Consider the following 19,368-nt stretch of genomic DNA (forward strand, 5'->3'; position numbering starts at 1 on the left):
CATTCTCCTGGAAGCCACTCGGCGCAGAAGCCGAGGGGCCCATTCAGGGGGCCTGGCACACGTCCGCGGCATTTTCGGCCACTCGCCGGCGACACCCGGCTGCGCCGCGTAACCTCGCGGACATGGGGGCATCAGCATCCGGTGCAGGTCAGGACGCCGACGAGGAGGCTCGGCGGCGGCTGGACGCGTACACGTACCTCAGCGCGCGCGAGCGGCTGGAGCACATCGCGATCATGCGGGTCTTCTGCGGCACGCTGCTGGCGGATCTTGCCGTGGCGGACATCATGGCGAAGCTGCGTCATGGCGGTGGTCCCGCCGCGGGGCTCGACGCCGACACCCTCACGGTCCGGCTGGAACAGCTTGTGCAGTGGGGAAACCTGTTGCGCAGCAGCCACACGGTGAAGGCGTCCAGCATCAGCGAGTACCAGCGTTCTCGCTCGCGCTACCAGCTGTCGAAACTCGGCGAACGCATCCAGCGGGATGCGGACGGGGTCCTCGCCGAGGCCGACGCCGCCCGCGAGGTGAGCAACGAACTGCTGGCCCTGGTCGAACGCGGGCTGCGGGAGCTGGCCGGCCTCGTGACCGCGCCGGGCGGCATCCAGCCGCAGGACGGGCTGGAGCGGATCAGCACGCTGTTCGTGCAGTTCAGCGAGTTCGCGGACTCCATACGCGACTTCTACGCCTATCTCGGCCAGGTGCTGTCCCGCTACGACCTGGACAGTGCCGAGTACCAGGGCTTCAAGGAACTGCTCCTGGACTACGTCGAGGCGATCACGGAGGACGTGGCGTTCCGTGCACCCCGGATCTCGGCCGCGCTGGACACCCTGTGGCCGCACCTCCCGGCTCTGCTGGATCGGCTAGATGCCCACGCCCAGGGGCTCACCGGGCTCTCAGCACAGGGCGAAGGGCGCCTGGAGGTCCGGGTGCAGCGCAGCCGGGGCCGCGAGCTCGCGGACTGGGAGGGGCTGCGCGGCTGGTTCAGGGACACCGACGGTCAGGGCAGTCAGGTCGATCAGCTGCGGGACGCCACTCTGCGCGCGTTGCAGTCGCTGCTCGCCAACGCCAAGCGGATGCTGCGGTCGGCCACCGGGGAGATGTCCCGGCGCAAGGATCTGCTGCGGCTGGCCCGCTGGTTCGAGGAAGCGGCGCCGCAGGACGCGCACGACATCGCCGTCGCCGCTTTCGGACTGTACGGTGCCCGCCATCTGGGCATACCCCCGGCCACCGACGAGGTGGTGCCCGCCTACACGAGCTGGTGGACCGGTCCGGTGGTCGAAGTGCCGGTGGCTCTGCGGGAGAGGGGCAGCCGTGCCCAGCGGGGTCGGGCCTCCGCGGTGGAGGACCACTCCGCGCAGAAGGAGCGGCTGCGGGAGGCCGCGCGGCAGCGGGCGGCGGCCAGGACAGCGGCGGCGGACGAACTGCGCAGCGCGTCGGGCCGGTTCGCCGACGTACGGCTCACCTCGGCGGCGCTCGGGCTGCTCCTGGAGCTGCTGGCCACGGCACTCGGGAACGCACAGCTCAGGAGACTCGCCGATACGGACGGGGAGGGGCCTGCGGGCTTCGGCCTCGACTCGGCGCGCAGCGAGGACGCCGGACTGGGCATCCGGCTCACCGTGCTCCGGACGGCGGGCGCGCGGACGGTGCTGTACTCGGCCGACGGTGACCTGCTGCTGGACGACCTGGAGCTGGACATCAGCCGTATGGCCGCCGCGGTCGACGGTGAAGGCGCTCTTGATGGTGAAGGCGTTGTCGACGGCGAGGCCGAGGTGAGCGTGTCATGACTCTTCCCTCGGCTCACGACGTGGCTTTGGCCGCCGAACGCCGCACCGCCGCCCGGCTGTTGCTCGCCCACCCCCTGGTCGCATCGGACGGCCCGCACGCCGACCTCTTCCCACTGATCCGCAGGCATGCCGACTGGCTGGGCAAACGGTTCCAGCAGGTGCTCGGCTACCGCCTGCTGGTCGACAGTTCCTTCGCCCGGCTGTTCAAGGCGGGGCTGGGGACGGGATCGGGTCATCGGCTGGAGCGCTCCACCGGCACGCCCTTCACCCCGCACACGTACGCCTGTCTCGCGCTGGCCCTGTCCGTGCTGGTCACCGCGCCCGAGCAGATGCTGCTGTCGCACCTGGTCGCCGACATCAGGGCCGCTGCCGCCGACGCGGGGATCGAGCTGGAGGAGACGGGCCGGGCGGCCGGGAAGCGGACCCTGGTAGCGGCACTGCGCCAGCTCGTCGAGTGGGGCGTCCTCGTCGAGACCGAGGGCCAGGTGGCTGCGATCGCGCAAGAGGCGGGCGGAGAAGCCCTGATTACGGTGGACCGGGAGCTGGCACGCGTGGTCGTCGCTGGCCCGCTCGCGCAGGCCCGGGACGGCGCCGACCTGGTCCGACGGGCAGCAGACCCGGGGTTCAGCGGGCCGCGCACCTACGTGCGCCGGATGCTCGTAGAGACACCTGTCGTCCACCTCGACGAGCTGACCGACGCCGAGCGCGACTGGCTGCGCACCCGGCAGCGCCGGGAAGCCCAGGCATTCTCCGAACTCCTGGGTCTGGAGATGGAGATCCGCGCCGAGGGCGTGGCGCTGGTGGACCCCGAGGAGGAGTTGACGGATCTGCACCTGCCGGGCACCGGGACCGTCGCACAGGCCGCGCTGCTGTTGGTGGAACGGCTCGTGGAACGGCTTCGGCCGCAGGAACCGGGGCATCCGGCGACCGGCGGGACGCTCGTCATCGGGGTGGCCGTCCCGGACGGCCTGGTGGACGAGGTGCTCGCCGAGCTCATCGCCGAGTACGGGCAGCGCAGCAACTGGCAACGCGGCTATCTGGAGGACCTTCCCTCCCTGCGAGAGGCCGTGCTGGACTTGCTGGTCCGCATGCGGCTGATGGCCCGCACCGGGCGACTGCGAGCCGAGGGAGGAGGGCTGCCGGAGGGGTACGTCGAGGAGGCGCCAGAAGGACGCACGGTGACCGATGTCCATGGCGCACGGCCCGGCGGCGAGGGCTGGGTGCTGCTGGCCGCGGCGGCGCGCTACGCCACCCTCGTGACCGTGCGCCCGGCTGCCAAAGCTCGCCAAGGAACAGATGTGCAAGAGGAGTTACCGCTATGACCACCGAAGCGCGTGGCCTCGTTCCGCTGCCGCGTTCCGGCCCCGCGGCAAACACCGCCCCCGCGACGACCACCGGCACCCGCTTCCGGCTGCACCGGGCAGGCATCCAGAACGTCTGGCAGTACGACGCTCAGGAGTTCTCCTTCGGCGACGGACGGCTGCTCCTGCGCGGCAAGAACGGCGCGGGCAAGTCCAAGGCCCTGGAGATGCTGCTCCCGTATCTTCTGGACGGCGACTCCCGGGCGCTGGACGCGACCGGCACCGGCCGCACCACGCTCCCCTGGCTGATGCTGGACGGGTTCGAGCAGACCAATCGTCTCGGGTACCTGTGGGTGGAGTTCCAGGGCACGGCCGAAGACGGCGGCCACCGTTTCCTGACGCTCGGTGTCGCCATCCGTGCCTCGAAGTCGACGCAGAAGGCGCTGCCGACGTTCTTCGTCACTCCGCTACGGATCGGCGAGGACCTGCACCTGGTCGAAGGCGGAAAGCCGCTGCCGGTCGACCGGCTCAAGGAGCTTGTCGGCTCCGACAACACGACCGAGCGTGCCGTCATGCACCGCTCCCGGGTGGCCCGAGACCTGTTCGGCATCACCGACGCGACGCGCTACCGCAACCTCACCCAGCTCCTCCACCGGCTGCGGCGCCCCACGGTCGGGGACCGCATCGAGCACGGGGGTCTGGCCTCCCTTCTCAGCGAGACCCTGCCGGGGCTCGACGAGGACGTGGTCGAGAAGGTGGCGCGCAACCTCCACGACCTGGACGCCGTACGGGACGAACTCGGCCGCCTGGAACGCACCGACGCGGCCTTGCGCACGTTCCTCACCAGTTACCGCGGCTACCTGGCCGGAGTCCTGCGTACCTCCGCGCAGCGAGTCAGCCACGAGTTGGGCGTCCTCGTGCAACGGCGCCGGGCGGCCGGAGACGCCGCACAGCGGACGAGTGACCTGAGGGCGCAGGAGGAGGAGTCGGAGGGCCGACTGGAGACCTTGCGCGAGGAGGAACAGGCCGCCCGGACCGACCTGGCCGCCCTGCACGCCAGTCACGTCTACCGCAGCCTGCGCGAACTGTCCGAGCGCCGCGGCACGGTGGAGGCGCTGCACACCGCCGCCGAGGCCGCCTTCACCACCCTGCGCAACGCACACGAGGCGGAGGAGAGCACGTCGGAGCGGCTGGCCGAAGGGGTCGAACACCTGGGGAGTCGGCTGGCCGAAGGGGTCGAACACCTGGGGAGTCGGCTGGCCGAGCTGGGAACCGAACACCGGGAACTGCTGACGCAGGCGGAGAAAGCGGGACTCCCCACCGGTCATCTCGGCGAGGCGATGGCTCTGTCACGCACCGTCCTGTCCCAGTCCACCGAGACGGAGTTGACGACTCCAGACGGGGAGACGCGCACCGTACGGCACCGGTCGGCGGCCCGCGCGGACACAGTCACCACGCGGGAAGGACTGCGGTCCTGGCAGAACCAGCTGGAGGACGCCGAGGCGGTCGCGAAAAACCGGGCCCGGATGGTCCAGGAAGTGAACCGCCTCATCTCACGGGCGGATGCAGCCCGCGCCGGAGCGGCTCAGGCCGATGCCGAGCGGGAACGGCTGGAGGGCGAGGCGGAAGAGGCCGCGAGCCGTCTCGACATCAGCCGTCAGAAGGTCGCCGAGGAGAGCGGCGCCTATGCGGGCCGTGTCGCCGAGTGGGCGGCGCGCACACGGACAGCGCTGGGCTCCGAATGCCCGCCCCTGAACGCCGTACACGCCACTGTCGGCCACGAGACCTCCGCCGACGCACCGTTCACGGACCGCACGCTGCCACCCGACATCGACAGCCAGGCGTGGCGAACCGCTCAGGCTGCACTCGAACCGCACGGCGAGGAACTCACCGAACGCCGGGACGCGCTGGTGCTCAGCGTCGGCCGAATCGGCGAAGAACTCGACCGCCTGGCGGAGCAGAAGCGAAACTGGGAACAACGTACCGATCCTGAGCCGCCAGTCCCGCACCACCGCGTCACTGTGAGGGCGACAGGCAGCGGAGCGCCCTTCTATCGGCTCGTGGACTTCGCGGACGGCCTGGCGCCAGCCGACCGGGCCGGTCTCGAAGGGGCGCTGGAAGCGAGCGGAATCCTGGACGCGTGGGTAGGCGCGGACGGCGTCCTTCTCGACCCTCGCACCCGGGACACCCTCCTTCAGCCCGGTCCCGTGCTGTCCGACGGACCGACTCTCGCCTCGGCTCTGCGCCCTGCCCCCGAACCGGGGTGCGGCGTGATGTCCGAGCGCGTGGAGCGTCTGCTGGCCGCGATCGCGCTCACACCGGCAGCGCAGAACTCCGCAGACAACGCGGTGTACTACGACGGCAGTTGGCGTCTGGGCGTGCTCAGCGGCCGTCACGACAAGGGCGACACCGAGTACGTGGGGGCCGCCGTACGCGCCGAGACCCGGCGGCGCATCCTCACCGAGCTGGAGGAGCGGATCGCGCAGACGGAACAGCGGCTCGCCGGCGTCCGCGAGGAACTCGCCGTAGCCGATGCCATGCGTCGGGCTCTCACGCTCGCGGAACGGGACTTCCCCCGGGCGCAAAATCTCGCGAACTCATGGAGCAGGACCGAATCAGCCGAGAGGACCCTGCATGACCTGAACGCCAAGGCGACCCGGGCGGCACGGCAGGCCGAGGAAGCCCGTGCTCTCGCGGTATCGGCGCGCGCCGAGGCGGACGCCACCGCGACCGCCCACGACCTACCCGGCGACCCTGATGCCTTGGACCGCGTACGCACCGCACTGGCTGCCCTGCTCAGCGGTGTCGGGCATCTACGCAGGGCGGTCGGCGGCATGGGCGAGCGGCTCGGCGCGAATCAGATGGATGCCGAACGGTACGAACGTGCCCGAGAGGATCGCCTGGCCGCGGAGGAGAGCTACCGGGTCCACCTCACCGGACTGCGCACCGCTGAGCAGGACCTGCGGACCCGCGAAGAGGCCATCGGGTCGTCCGAGGAGGAAATCCTCACCCGCGAGCAGGAGGCCAAGCAGCGCATCGCGAACGCCGTCCGCGCCCTGCCTGGGGCGCAACGAGCCCGCGACGGCCTCCACGACCTGCGCGTGCGCGCGGAAGAGGACGAGAAGCGTCTGCGCGGAACCCTGGCGGACCAGGAGACGGAGGTCATCGACACCGGCAGCGCTCTTCGCGGTGCTCTCGGCCGACCGGAGGTGGTGCTCGGCGCCGCCCTTGATCGGTCCTCGTTGCCCGAGTATGTGTCGGATGATCCGAGCGTGGACGTCCGCAGCCGTCTGCGAGCGCTGCGGGCCCTCGCCGACGCCGTGGAGCAGGCCCTCGGCCGTCCGAGGGGCGAGGTGTCGGACAGCGCCCTGCTTATCCGGCACACCGCGCTGAGAGACCAATTGGCCGGCGGATACGACGCACAACTGGAGGAACGCGACGGGATCAAAGTGTGCCGCCTGGTCGACGACCACGGGTCTCATGACGTCGCGGCCGTGGGCGAGCGGATCGCAGTCCAGGCCGCGGAGGCCCGAGGACGGCTCACCGAACGCGAACGCGAGGTGTTCCAGCGGTTCCTAACCGGCGAGCTGGGCGACCATCTCTCGACACAGGTCATCACCGCGGCGAACCTGGTCACGGCTCTCAACGACACCCTGCGGACAGTGCGCACCTCCCACGGTCTCGGCGTCGAGCTGCTGTGGAAGCTGGACGAAGACGTGGACGCGGACATCCGGGCAGCCGTGGATCTGTTGCGCAGTCCGTCGAGCCTCCGGACGCGCGAGGAAACCGAGCAACTCCGCGAAGTCCTGCAACGCCGGATCGAGGACGCCCGACGGGCCAATCCATCAGCCGGTTACGCCGCCCATCTTCGGATCGCACTGGACTACCGCGACTGGTTCCGCTTCCACACCTTCGTGGTCGAGGACGCGGCTCCGGGCCGCCGTAGAAGACTCACGGGCCGGACCGGGCTCAGCCAGGGCGAGCAGCGGGTGCTCTCCTACCTCGTGCTCTTCGCCGCAGCCGCCACCCATTTCACCAGCCTCGCCGAATCGGCACCTCACGCGCCACGGCTGATTCTCCTGGACGATGCCTTCGCCAAGGTCGACGAATCCACCCACGGTCGGCTGGGCCGTATCCTCGTCGACCTCGATCTCGACTTCATCCTCACCAGCGAACGGCTCATGGGCAGCTGGCCCGAGGTTCCGTCCCTGCACATCTACGAGTGCCTACGTGATCCCCATGTGCGAGGCGTGGCCACCCTGCACTACACCTGGAACGGCCGCCACCGGCGTCTGGTGTCCGTGTGAGCGCACTACCCACCGCGACGCGCGAATGGCTGACGGGCCCCGGGCTCACCCGGCTCTGGGAGAACGTACGCAAACGTCTGGAGGGCAACGGCGTACAGGCCACCGGCTCCCTCCGGCTCACCGCGATGAACCCCCAAGAACGCAACGACCTGTCACTCCTGCTGGGCAAACCCCTCACCGGTGCCGCCGTGACGGTACGGCTCGACGTGCTCGACGCACGACTTCGCGCCTCGGCCGCCGGACTCGGGCTGAGGCAGACCCTGGAGGAAATCGGCCCGCCTCTCACCAACCGCCGTGCCGCCCGCGCGGACGCGACGGCGCGGCGGGAGCAGGTGTGGTCGTCTCTTGCTTCGTCACTGGATGCCTCCCCGCTCACCGGCCAGGAATGGATCCGGCAGTGGTACGACCTGTTGCGCCGGGCCGGCGTTCCGCGAGGGGTGACGCCCGAAGCGGCGGTGTGGACACTCCAGCAGGCGGTCCAGGTCCTCACCACCCTCCTCGGCTCCGAGCGGGGCGGCGCACGCGGCCGAGGTGAACTCGCCGCCATGGCGACCGGCTCCGCACACGGCCTCGACGACGGCTCCTGGCTCGCCCGCCTCGTCCAACGCGGTGTCGCCCTCGCCCACGGCGCCGAGTTCCCCGACGACGCTGCCGGTCGACGCGCACTGTGGCGGCTGGTGTCCGTCACGCCGGATGAGGTGTCCAGCACGGTGCTGACCTACGGGCTGCGCCCCGTCGGCGAGGGCTGGCGGGAGCATGCCCTACGTGAGCGGGCCGAGCATCACGCCGAAACGCACCTGACGCCGCGCGACCTGCACTCCCTGTGTCTGCAACTCCCCGCCGGAACACTCATCCACGTCTGCGAAAACCCACGTGTGGTCGAAGCCGCAGCGGACGCGGCATGCGTCCAGCCCCTGGTGTGCACGTCCGGCAGCGCCGCCACGGTGGTCTTCACACTTCTCGACGCCCTCGCTGTCACGGGCTGCCGCTTCGCGTACCACGGCGACTTCGACTGGCCGGGGATCGCTCTCGCCAACCGGGTCATCCGGCGCTACGAAGCCCAGCCCTGGCGCATGGGCACCGCGGATTACGAGCACCTGGCCGCTCGCAGCCAGGCTGAGGGCATCCCCCAACTGGCGCTCGACGGCCAGCTGATCAACGCGGACTGGGACCCGGATCTCGCCCCGGCCATGACTGCCCTCGGCGTCGCACTCCATGAGGAGGCCACTCTCGACCTTCTGGTGGACGACCTGTCGCGTCAGACGTAGGGGGCGTCGGCGCCATGCTGGGTTCTGGGAGCCATCTGGGAGCCGACCCGCTCCCCGAGCCCCTTCGACACCACCTCACACCAGCACCCTGACCAGGCGAAACACCAATCCATCTGGTGTCGATCCTGACGGAACCTCACTCGGGACCAAGAGGTCGTGGGTTCAAATCCCGCTGCCCCAACAGTTGAAATACCAGGTCAGGGCCCTGATCCGCATCGCGGGTCGGGCCCCTGAGTGGTTGGCCTTGACTGAAGATCGGCAGCGTCCCTCAACCGGTCCGTCACCGCCGCCAGACGCATGATCCCGGCCGACCTTGTCCAGAGCGTCAGCAGCAGTCCATGGGCGCAACGCGGTGATTCTGGAAGGCCGCCTGTTGTCTCCTGCCGAAGCACTAATGTGGACAAACACGTGTGGCGGAAGGATGAGGCATGCCGGAAGTGCCTGCAGAGAAGAACGAGTTGGCGCTGACAGAGGTCTTGAGACAGGCCGAGGTCGGCGAGGCGGTCGCATCCGAGCTCGAGAAGTGGCAGCAGGCACACGACACGCGGATCGTCTTCGACCGATGGCTCACCCCTGGCAAGAGCAGGGCAGTTCTGGCGGCGGTCGCACTGACTGGCCCGGTCTTCAACGGCAAAGTCGTCATGAAGGTGTGTCCTCCGGGTACGACCACTGGCCGGGAGCCCGGTCGGCACGCCAAGGCACTTGAGGAAGCCCCCGAGGGATTCGCCGAGCGGCATCTGGTCAGGCAGCCAGTTGAACCCGTCAGCGTTCCGGGTGGTATCAAGGTGATGTTCCAGGAGATCGCCGGCGGCAGCATTCGCGATGTCCGGCCGCTCTCGGCCACTCTGCGTGGTCGTGAACTGCCGGAACTCGTCGGGGAGGTGGCGCGCTCGATCCTCAGCGACTGGAACCCTACTCCGACGGACATCCGCCGCATGGCAGTGCGAGACTTCGTTCTGGACCATGTGGGCACCCGGACGGATAAGGACGGCCCGGTCGCGAAGCTGGCCGAGCAGCTGGCCTACGATCCGGTGGACGATCAAATGCCACTATGGATCACGTTCGCAACCGGTGGGGTCGTACCTAACGTTGTTGCCTGGCTGGAACGCCCCATCTGGGACGGCCTGGACAGCGCCCACGTGCTCGCGATCCTCGGCCGGGCCCACGGCGATCTTCACGCCGACAACATTCTGCTGCCGATGTCGCCAGTCGCGGACGCCACCGCGTACCGGCTGATCGATCTCTCCGGATACCGGGCTGATGCACCGCTCTCCCGAGACCTCACCCACCTGACGCTCGCTCTCATTCTCAGAGAGTTGCCGGAGCTCACGGAACGCCAACGCAGCGTCCTGGCTGAGTTCCTGGTCGATCCTGAGGCGGACACGGATGCCGTGCTCCATGTTGTGGGTCTGGGCAACCTCTCAAATGACATCGCCCAGGCCGGTGAGGTGTACGCCAGACAGCTGTCGATGCCGGACGACTGGCAGGACCAGTACCTCCTGTCGCTGGCGGGGAACGCGCTGCTTTTCGCGACGCGGGACACGACGGTTGGGCTTCAGGAGCGGGCGTGGTGCTTTCAGTTGGCCTGCAGGTCCCTGGGCCGGTTCTTCTCCATGCACGGACTGCACGCGCCCACAGCGACTGCTCCGCGATGCACCCTCACTCGGGCCGTCGAAGCTACTCCACAGGTCTCGGCCGCAGTCGACCGGCTTGCCGAGAACTGCGACCGCTGGACCGCCCGTCGTACGACCATTGCTGTCATCGACTCAGCCGCTTTCGGGGAGGAAGATCTCCAAAAGTTCGCCGGGCTCGGCTGGAACCTGGTCGTGGAGCTCAACCCGGACACCGATGTCGACGGCGGTTGGAAAGCGGCTACCTCCACGGGCGGCGGCCGGATCCACCGGCTCCAGCTGCGTGATCAGGACATGATGTTCGGCCGCAACAGCACCAACTGGATCGCGGCGGCAGGGATCCGCGGCGCGGACCCGGTCTCTCCAACCACCGCCCTGCGCCGCTGGCGCTCCACGTATCTGCCGTTCGTACGGGAGTCAATTGAAGCGCTCAACCGTCACTCAGGGAGGCCAGCGACCGTCGTCTGCTTCGGCGAGGGCGGCAGCGCTGAACGAGCTCTAGTCGAAGCTTGCATCGACGTCTTCGGCGACCGGGCGAGGATTCTCTCGATCTCGGGCACCGGCGAGGGCAGCCTTGCCGAGTACGACGCCGAACTCCTCGCGTGTGAGCCCGCGGACCTTCTGGGCGCGTTGCCTAAGCCCTCGTCGGTTGAGGCGCTACGTCGGCGGCCGAGGGTGCCGGCCGAGAAGGGCTTCGTGGATGTCCCCGACGGGTTGCTGTCGCGCTTCGAGGACGCGGCGGTACTGCTGCATTCCGAGGTCGGGGTCGAATCGGAGGCGGGCGAGTACGAGGTGGGTGCCTTTTACCGGGGCCGTCCCATCTCGTGGTTCGAGCTGGACCTCCACCTGGATCTGCCGCGGGCGATCACTGAGGACTTTATCGGCCAGGTGCGCACGGCTCTGGAACAGCGCGACACCCTGCGGGTGATGCTCGCCCACAGCCCCGGCGCCGGGGGCACGACCATCGCCCGCCGGGTGGCCTGGACTCTCAAGGACGAGTTCCCCACGGTCGTGGCCCGCAGCAGCCAGGACGAAGCAGTCCTCTCTCAGCTGGCGTCCGACCTGTCGTCCGAGACGGGAAGCCCTGTCCTTCTCCTGTTGGAGCTGCTCTCTGAGTCCTCCCAGGAGCGGTTGTACGAGTTGCTGCGGGCGAGCAGTGTGCCGGTCGTCATGCTGATCACCGCACGCCGCAGTTCTGTCGGCCCTGGTGTCGCCCAGGCGTCGACCCAGCGCAGTCTGCGGGTCGGGGCGATGCAGCGGGACGACCGGTTCAAGATGGCCCGGCACTTCACTGATCTAGTGCCGGACCGAGAGGAAGCCCTATTTGGGTTGGTTACGGAGGATTCCGACCACAGCGTTCCGTTTTTCTTCGCCCTGACTGCATTCAACAATGAGTTCGAGGGGCTGCCCGGATACGTCGCCCCGTTCCTCGACCAGATCTCGGACGTCGACCGGGAGATCTGCATACTGCTGGCCCTGGCCCACCGCTTCAGTGGTGTTCCGGTGTCCTCGGACTTGTTCACGGACCTGCTCGGGGTGGCGCCAGCCGACGACGTGGATCTCCGTCTGCATGTCGACGATCGAGTGCTGCCACTTCTGATCGAGGAGAGCGACGGAATGTGGCGGCTGTCGCACAGCCTGATCGCCGAAGAGGTGCTACGTCAGCTGCTGGCACCGTCTGGAGCGACCACGGGTCCGGAGGACTGGAAGGCCGCGCTGCCGGGTTGGTCCGAAACGCTCATCGCTCAAGCTGGCCGGGTCTTCCAGAACCGCCTCCCGGACGACATGAAGATCCTGCTGGACCGCCTCTTCATCATGAGGGATGCCCGGGAACCCGTGGAGTTCCAGCGGACCGGCACTTACACGGAGCTGCTTCAGCAGATGACCGTGCCCGGGCGCAAGCAGGTGATGCATGCCCTAGTACAGGCGTTCCCGAACGAATCGCACTACTGGGGCCACTACGGTCGCCTGCTGTCCTACGACTCGAGGGACTTCGAGGGGGCCCTGGGCGCGGTGGACAAGGCCATCTTGCTCGCTCCAAGCGACCCGCTGCTGCACCACATGCGAGGCATGGTCTTCCGGAACGAGATCAGGTCCGTGATTGAAAACCGGACCTACTCCCGCCTGGACATGAAGACTCGCGAGGGCCGCATTCTTGAGCTCGTGGAGTCCGCCCGGGCTTCCTTCGACAAGGCCACGGAGCTGGATGACTCCAGCGAGTACGGCCACATCGCCCTGGCTCAGATGTGTATCAAGGTCATCGAGTTCGGGTTCTCGCAGTCCGGAGCCGCCACCTACTCACAGTTCCTTGCCCGACAGAGTGCTGGCGCCTATCGGGCACTGCTGGAGGAGGCCGAGAACGCTCTCGACGCGGTGCTGGAGATTCGCGGCTCGGACCGCCTGTCCTACCGGGCGGAGGAAGCGGAGGTCGAACTGCAGAAGCTCTACGACAATTACCAGGCGTTGTTGCAGGGTTGGCGGAATCTCCTCTCCCGCGCCGACGTGTACAAGCCGCCCGTGCGGCGTCGGCTGGCCCGTGCGTACCGCCAGCGCAGCGGGTCGTGGCGCAAGGCGACGGCGCGTGACGTGCGTCAGGCGGTTGAGCTTCTGAACGCGAACCTCGTGGACAACCCGCGCGACTTTACGAGTCTGCGGGAGTGGCTACAGGCGGCGCGGTTCTTGCCCGCGTCTCTCGACCGCGCGGCCGATTACGTGACCACGTGGGCTCGGACGGAGTCCACCCGGGATGCCCTCTTTTATGACTACGTGCTCGCCTGTCTGCGAGTTCTCGACGGCCAGGACTCGGCTATCGAGGAGTACCGCGTGAAGTTGAACAGGTGCCGCGATCGCACTAATGGCTTCGCCAACCGTCACTCGACCGCCTACGAGTGGTTGGGGGAGGGACAGGAGATGGGTCGGCTGGTCTCCCACCAGGACTTGAAGGAGTGGAACCGCAGAGAGGGAGAACCACCACCTGCTCATCTGGCTCGCCTGCAAGGCCGCGTTTCCCAGATCAAGAGCCGGGCCTCAGGAACCATCGACTTCGGTCGGGGCATCCAGGCATTCACCGTGCCAAGCCGGGCCGGGCTGGTGCGTGGCGTGCATGAGAACTGGCCCGTTACCGCGCTGATCGCCTTCCGCTACGACGGCCCCGAGGCGTGGGCGGTCGAACTCGGTCAGCCTTGATCTGGATGACCCAAGATCCGGCTGTTCAGCCTGAGATAGGCGAAAGTAGCGCAAGAGGCTTGACCGACATCAACGCAGGGAAGCGTCCACGGTGCCGCCGCAGGCTCCGCACGGACTACGTCGACACGCTTCGACGCCGAGCTGCGGACAACGCACAGAACCGCCGATCGGTTACTGCCCGAGAGGGCTGGGCCCCTTGGGAGCCATCTGGGAGCCGACCCGCTCCCCAAACCCCTTCGAATCCGCCCGAGACCGCCACAGCCCAACGCTCTGACCAGGTAGAACAGCGTCTACGCTGGCAAGATCACCAACCGAACCTCATTCGGGACGAAGAGGTCGTGGGTTCAAATCCCGCCACCCCGACAGGTAAGAAAGATCGAGAGAGGCCGTTTCCCCAGGTGGGAGGCGGCCTCTCTCGTTTTTCCCTTAGCGAAGATCATGGCTCTGAGTAGCCCTTCGTGGGGCAGCGTGGGTGCTCGTGCCCCAGTGCTGCCTCAGTCCGGGGCAGCACCTCAGCTACTCCTCGCGCCTTTCTCGCTGCCTATCCCCCCAGTTATCGCAAATCCAAGTATCTATAGGTGAGTTGCGGCCTCGATGGGCACCTCCGCCCACATCGTCTTGCCTACGGATTGACGAGGCGCCGACCCCCAGCGCACGGCCAGGACGTCCACCAGGAGCAGTCCTCGGCCGGACTCGCCCTCGGGGTACGACGAGGGCGGGGCTGTGGGTGGCCGCTTCGCCGAGGCGGCGTCTGCGACCTCGATGCGGACCAGGCCCGCAGCCGTGTCGAGGGTGAGCCGGAGGGCGAAGTCGCGTCCAGGAACCTGGCCGTGCTGTACGGCGTTCGCCGCGAGTTCGTCGACGACGAGGGCGACCGTGCACGACGCGTCCGACGCCGGCGGGTAGCCCCACTCCTCCATACGCCGGACGGCGAGGCGTCGGGCGAGTTGTGCACCTCGCGGTGAGGAGAGGAACTGCTCTGCAAACGAGGGGAGTTCGGGGGCTTCGTCGACGAGAGCGACGGTGTGAGCCGCAAGGGACGTGGTGCTCCGCCGTGGCTCGTGTCCCGGGGTGGTCGTTCCTGTCGGCACGGCTTGTCCGTCCTTGTCTGTCGAGTTGAGTCGTCCCGCGGCGTACGCGAGTCGTCACGTTCTGTGCTCAAGAGTCGTCCGATCGCCCTACGCTCGACAGGTGACACAGCCTTACTTTTCATCCCGTAAGGAACGGAAGTGACGCTTTGGCCAACGGAATTGACCCCAGTACGTCGATGGCGGCGCTGTTCGGCTCGCGGGTGCGCAGGCTCCGTATGGCGGCCGGACTGACGCAGGCCGAACTCGGCGTCAAGGCGCACGTGGTGAGCACCCGGATCACGCAGATCGAGCGGGCGTCCGGGGCGAGGCCGACGCTGGAGCTGGCGCGTGCGCTGGACGTGGCCCTCGACGCGGACGATCTGCTGGTCGACCTGTGGCCGTATGTGTACCGGGAGGCGTTTCCGGACTGGTTCCGCAAGTTCATGGAGTACGCGGCGCGGGCGGTGATCATCCGTGAGTACGCGGCTCATGTGGTGCCTGGTCTGTTGCAGACGGAGGACTACGCGCGGGCGCTGCTGAGAGTCGGCCGGACACTCGGCAGCGAGGAGCAGTTGGAAGAGCGGGTCTCGCTCCGGATGGGGCGACAGGAGCGGCTCTGCACGCCCGATCGGCCCGAGCTGTGGGCGGTCCTCGACGAGGCGGTGCTCAGGCGGCCCGTCGGAGGCCACGTGGTGATGAGGGAGCAACTGGCGCGGCTGCTCGGGACCACCGCGGAACCTCATGTCACCGTGCAGGTACTGCCGTTCGACCAGGGTGAGCACGATGTGCTGGGCGGCTCGCTCACGGTGCTCACCATGCCGGACGGCTCTGAGGTCGCCTACACGGAGGGCGCGCACTACGGCCAACTCATCGAGGATCCGGACGAGGTCAGGAGTTTCGCGCTGTCCTACGATCGGCTGCGGGCGGCAGCTCTGCCCCCGCTCATGTCACTGGACATGATCCGATCCGTGATGGAGGACAACCACCGTGGAGCGAAGGTCCCGTCCCGAACTGAACGGCGCCGCCTGGCGCAAGAGCAGCTACAGCAATCAGGAGGGCGGCAACTGCGTGGAGGTGGCCGACGAGTTCCGGGCCGTCGTCCCGGTCCGTGACAGCAAGGTCCCGCAGGGTTCGGCGCTGTGCTTCGATGCCGCCTCCTGGGCCGCCTTCATAGGCGCTTTGGTCGAGTTGAAGGTCTGAGGCCACCCGCCCCCGAGGCGGCCGGGCCCCGGCCGCCGTCCGTCGTACGGGCTCACCGGGCCCTTGTCCGCGAGGGTCCGGCGGGCCACTGACCTCCCCAAAGAACCGGGGGAAAGAACTACCCGCCCACCCTCCCTCCCCGGCCGCGCAGCCCGCGTCACCCGTACGAGTGACCGGCTTGCAGGGGCGGGATACGGGCGGTTACGTTCGCCGAAACAACCGCAAACAGATACGGCCCTCGACCGGGATTGCCGTCCCGGCACGAGGGCCTGACCGATCAGGAAGACAACACCTTCCCAATGGCTGAGCCGCAGTCTAACGCGCGTCTGCGCGCCGACGCCGGAGCTCCGACCTCCGGCGTGATCCACGTACGCACCCGCCTCACGGCCGACTTCACGGTGATCTCCAACGCCCTCGCCCAGCGACGCGGCAGCGCGGTCACGGTCGGCGTCGCGGCGTACATCTCCTCGTTGCCGGACGGCTCTCCCGTGAGCATCGCCGCCCTGTGCGAGCACTTCAGCGAGGGCGAGATCCTCATCTCGCGGGCGCTGAGGGAACTCGAAGAGGCCGGTTACCTGGAGCGCCGCCGAGAGCGCCTGTCCACCGGGCAGATCCGCACCCGGACGTACTTCTACGACGTCCCCGGCGGCGATCCGGACCCGGACCCGGATCGGGATCGGGTTCGGGATCCGGACGGGCCTCCCGAGCCGCCCAAGCCCCGCCGATCCCGGAAGCAGCCCGCCGACGCTACGGTCGCCCCCGCGTCCGCGCCCGTGGAGGAAACGGTGGCCGCGCCCGTACAGGCCGAGGCTGAGGTCGAGGCAGAGGCACCGATCCCGCTCGCTGAGGCCGACGCCGACCCGCAGGCCATCGCCGTACTCGCCGCCCTGCGCCGGGTCGACCCCCGCCTTGTCCTGTCCGCGCAGGAAGCCGCCCGCCTCGCCCCAGCCGTCACCCGGTGGCTCGCCGCAGGCCTCCTGCCCACCCACATCACGGACCACCTCACCGCACGGCTCCCGGACCACTTCCTGACCCGCCCGGCCGGCATCCTCGCCTACCGGCTCAAAGAGACTCCCCTTGCCCTGCCCGCACCGGCCGGCAGCGCAGAACCTTCCGTACGTCCGGCGGTTGTGCCCATGCGGAACTGCGACGGCTGCGACCGGGGATTCCGCACGGCGGAACCCGGCCGTTGCAGGGACTGTCGATCCGGGAACCGTCTCCGTGCGGCCGGCTGAGCCAGTGGCTGGGTATGCGGTCCACCCGCAGGTGGGAGCCTTGATATGCGACGATGCGAAAATCAGCGCCAAGAGGAGGTGGAGCATGGTCGACAGGTTCCAGGACGGGCTTCTGACGCCCGCACGCTGTGATGCGATCCACCGGGCCGTCGAGAAAGGCGGTCCGGCGGCGTACGCCGTGCGGCACGACCGTATTGAGCGCACTTGGCCCTGACGCCCGTGGGCGGCTGTTCGCGGGCATGCGGACTGGCTGTGGCCCCGTGATCAGTGCCCGTCCGGCGTGCCGCTGCCCGCCACTTCGCTCCGGGCGCCCACAGGGCGGCCCCGCCAACACCGTCCCTGATCCCACCCAGAACCAGAACCAGAACCAGAACCCGGTACGCCGTGCTCCGGAGCGTTCGCGAACTGCTGATGGTTACCTGGCTCGCGCACAACGCCTACGGGAATCCGCGCGCCGCCAGGAGCGGCCCGTGGCGAGGTCGACGACGATGATGCCGTTCGAGCCGTCGGAGCCGTCGGAGTCGGTGATGAAGGCCGTGTCCGTCGCGCCGCGCCGCAAGTCCAAGCGCACGTCGTCGCAGGAGCACTAACGCCCTGCGGTCGGCCGCTCCACCGGCCGGCTCACGCCCGTCAGTTCCTCCGACAGCGTCCACAACCGTCGGGCCACCTCCGCGTCGCTCGCCGCCGCCGACCGTCCGACCAGCGTCGGTCCGCCCCGCATCTCGCCCAGCCCGTCGGGCCCGACGTAGCTCGCCCCGGGCAGGTCCTGCGTCGCGGCGTACAGCGTCGGCAGGGCGCCGGCGCTGTCGTCCTGGGCGAAGAACCTGTTGCCGACCTTCATGAACGCCCGCATCACCGGACTCGCGGCATGGCTCTGCAGGTTGGTCGCCGCATAGCCGGGGTGGGCGGCGAGGGCGCGGACCGGGGAGCCGGACTCCGTCAGGCGGCGCTGGAGTTCCAGCGTGAAGAGGAGGTTCGCCAGCTTCGACTGGGCGTACGCGCGCCGCGGGTCGTAGTCGGACGTCCAGTTCGGGTCCTCGAAGCGGATCCGCCCGTCGGCCCAGCGGTGGGCGCCGGAGGACACCGTCACCACCCGGTCGGTGATGTGCGGCAGGAGCAGGTTCGTGAGCGCGAAGTGGCCCAGATGGTTGGTGCCGAACTGCATCTCGAAGCCGTCCGCCGTCTGCTGCTTCGGCAGCATCATCACGCCGGCGTTGTTGATCAGCAGGTCCAGCGGTCGGGCCTCCCAAGCGTCCGCGAACTCCCGTACCGAGGACAGGTCCGCGAGGTCCAGGCGCCGTACCTCCGTGCTGCCGTTGACCGTCGCCGCCGCTGCCCGGCCGCGCTCCAGGTCCCGTACGGCGAAGACCACGTGTGCGCCGGCGCGGGCCAGCGCGTCGGCCGCGGTGAGGCCGATGCCGCTGTTGGCGCCTGTGACGACGACCGTGCGGCCGGTGAGATCGGGGAGGCGGGGCGCGTCCCATGCGTTGTTCTTCGTCTTCTCAGCCATGAGTCGAATGTAGGCGTCGCCAACAATGCTGTCAATGACAACAATGATGGCAACGACAACTATGCTGGCGATGCCTACATGGAGCTACGATGTCCCACATGCCCCAGAGCCGCCCCTACCACCACGGAGACCTGCGCGCCGCCCTGCTCGCAGCCGCAGAACACACCCTGCGTGAGAGGGGGGTTGGCTCCCTGTCACTCCGCGAGCTCGCCCGCGAAGTCGGTGTGAGCCACGCCGCGCCCGGACGGCACTTCAAGGACAAGCAGGCCCTGCTCAACGACCTGGCGCTGGCCGGGTACGAGCGGCTGGGCCTGGCCCTGGACGCCGCCGATGACCCGGCACTCACGATCGAACCCCGGCTCACCGCTCTCTCCCGGGCCTACCTCGGCTTCGCCGTCGACAACACCGAGCTGCTGGAGTTGATGTACGCCCGCAAGCACGACCCCGACGCCTCGGAGCAGATGGCCGCCGCCGTCGAGCGGACGGTGGGCAGCCTCGTCCAGGTCGTCGCGGACGCCCAGAAACGCGGCGAGATCATCGCGGGCGACCCCGAGGAGCTGAACCTCGTCACCGGCGCCACCCTCCACGGCATGGCCGCCCTCATCTCCGGCGGCGTGCTGACCTCGGAGGCGGCCCTGGCCGGCGTGGACACCCTGGTCCACCACCTGCTCCACGGCCTGAAGCCCCGCTGACGCCGCACGTTTTCAGGTGCTGCCAGGAGCCTTTCGGGAGCCGTCCGCGGCGACCGGACAAGGGCGGCCCACCCGGGAGTCGACGACTGCTGAGGCGAAGCTCGCACGTCAGCAGGACGCACCCCACGGACGGCTGACGAGCCGAAACCATCAACTCCAAAGGGCTGATGAAGTGTTTTCAGGACAC

At 68.7% G+C, this 19,368-nt stretch carries 11 protein-coding genes; 9 read left to right on the forward strand and 2 right to left on the reverse strand.

Features of this window, described 5'->3' with window-relative positions; translation table 11 throughout:
* Positions 1–122: 122 nt before the first annotated feature.
* From ACWCRB_RS10095 to ACWCRB_RS10115, 5 genes are all read left to right on the forward strand, one after another.
* Complete coding sequence (locus tag ACWCRB_RS10095; RefSeq protein ID WP_450995594.1) at positions 123–1,781, forward strand: TIGR02677 family protein; 1,659 nt, start codon at positions 123–125, stop codon at positions 1,779–1,781.
* Positions 1,778–3,103 (forward strand): TIGR02678 family protein, encoded by a 1,326-nt coding sequence (locus tag ACWCRB_RS10100; protein ID WP_450995595.1) that lies wholly within the window; start codon positions 1,778–1,780, stop codon positions 3,101–3,103. The genes ACWCRB_RS10095 and ACWCRB_RS10100 overlap by 4 nt, the downstream gene beginning before the upstream one ends.
* Positions 3,100–7,389 carry a TIGR02680 family protein gene (locus tag ACWCRB_RS10105; protein ID WP_450995596.1) on the forward strand — a complete coding sequence of 1,430 codons (4,290 nt, stop codon included), beginning with the start codon at positions 3,100–3,102 and terminating at the stop codon, positions 7,387–7,389. The genes ACWCRB_RS10100 and ACWCRB_RS10105 overlap by 4 nt, the downstream gene beginning before the upstream one ends.
* Positions 7,386–8,657, forward strand: a complete 1,272-nt coding sequence (locus tag ACWCRB_RS10110; RefSeq protein WP_450995597.1) for a TIGR02679 family protein — start codon at positions 7,386–7,388, stop codon at positions 8,655–8,657. The genes ACWCRB_RS10105 and ACWCRB_RS10110 overlap by 4 nt, the downstream gene beginning before the upstream one ends.
* A gap of 428 nt (positions 8,658–9,085) precedes the next feature.
* Complete coding sequence (locus ACWCRB_RS10115; protein WP_450995598.1) at positions 9,086–13,474, forward strand: hypothetical protein; 4,389 nt, start codon at positions 9,086–9,088, stop codon at positions 13,472–13,474.
* A 572-nt stretch (positions 13,475–14,046) separates the two neighbouring features.
* Here ACWCRB_RS10115 and ACWCRB_RS10120 read toward each other — a convergent pair.
* Entirely contained in the window at positions 14,047–14,565 is a 519-nt protein-coding gene (locus tag ACWCRB_RS10120) for an ATP-binding protein (protein ID WP_450995599.1), read from the reverse strand.
* A 176-nt stretch (positions 14,566–14,741) separates the two neighbouring features.
* On the opposite strand from ACWCRB_RS10120, the gene ACWCRB_RS10125 reads away from it, so the two are divergent.
* The 3 genes from ACWCRB_RS10125 to ACWCRB_RS10135 all read left to right on the forward strand — a co-directional run bounded on the left by ACWCRB_RS10125 (position 14,742) and on the right by ACWCRB_RS10135 (position 16,979).
* Positions 14,742–15,656 (forward strand): helix-turn-helix domain-containing protein, encoded by a 915-nt coding sequence (locus ACWCRB_RS10125; RefSeq protein ID WP_450995636.1) that lies wholly within the window; start codon positions 14,742–14,744, stop codon positions 15,654–15,656.
* A complete protein-coding gene (locus tag ACWCRB_RS10130) occupies positions 15,619–15,744 on the forward strand; it encodes a DUF397 domain-containing protein (protein WP_450995637.1) in 126 nt (41 codons plus the stop codon). The genes ACWCRB_RS10125 and ACWCRB_RS10130 overlap by 38 nt, the downstream gene beginning before the upstream one ends.
* Positions 15,745–16,043: 299 nt before the next feature.
* Positions 16,044–16,979 carry a hypothetical protein gene (locus ACWCRB_RS10135; protein ID WP_450995600.1) on the forward strand — a complete coding sequence of 312 codons (936 nt, stop codon included), beginning with the start codon at positions 16,044–16,046 and terminating at the stop codon, positions 16,977–16,979.
* Between the two features lie 586 nt (positions 16,980–17,565).
* On the opposite strand, the gene ACWCRB_RS10140 is transcribed toward ACWCRB_RS10135, so the two are convergent.
* Positions 17,566–18,489, reverse strand: a complete 924-nt coding sequence (locus tag ACWCRB_RS10140; protein WP_450995601.1) for an oxidoreductase — start codon at positions 18,487–18,489, stop codon at positions 17,566–17,568.
* A gap of 89 nt (positions 18,490–18,578) precedes the next feature.
* Here ACWCRB_RS10140 and ACWCRB_RS10145 point away from each other — a divergent pair, with 89 nt between their 5' ends.
* Positions 18,579–19,181: a TetR/AcrR family transcriptional regulator gene (locus ACWCRB_RS10145; protein WP_450995602.1), complete on the forward strand. Its 603-nt coding sequence runs from the start codon at positions 18,579–18,581 to the stop codon at positions 19,179–19,181.
* Positions 19,182–19,368: the final 187 nt, after the last annotated feature.

Source organism: Streptomyces sp. NPDC002156 (assembly GCF_053593675.1).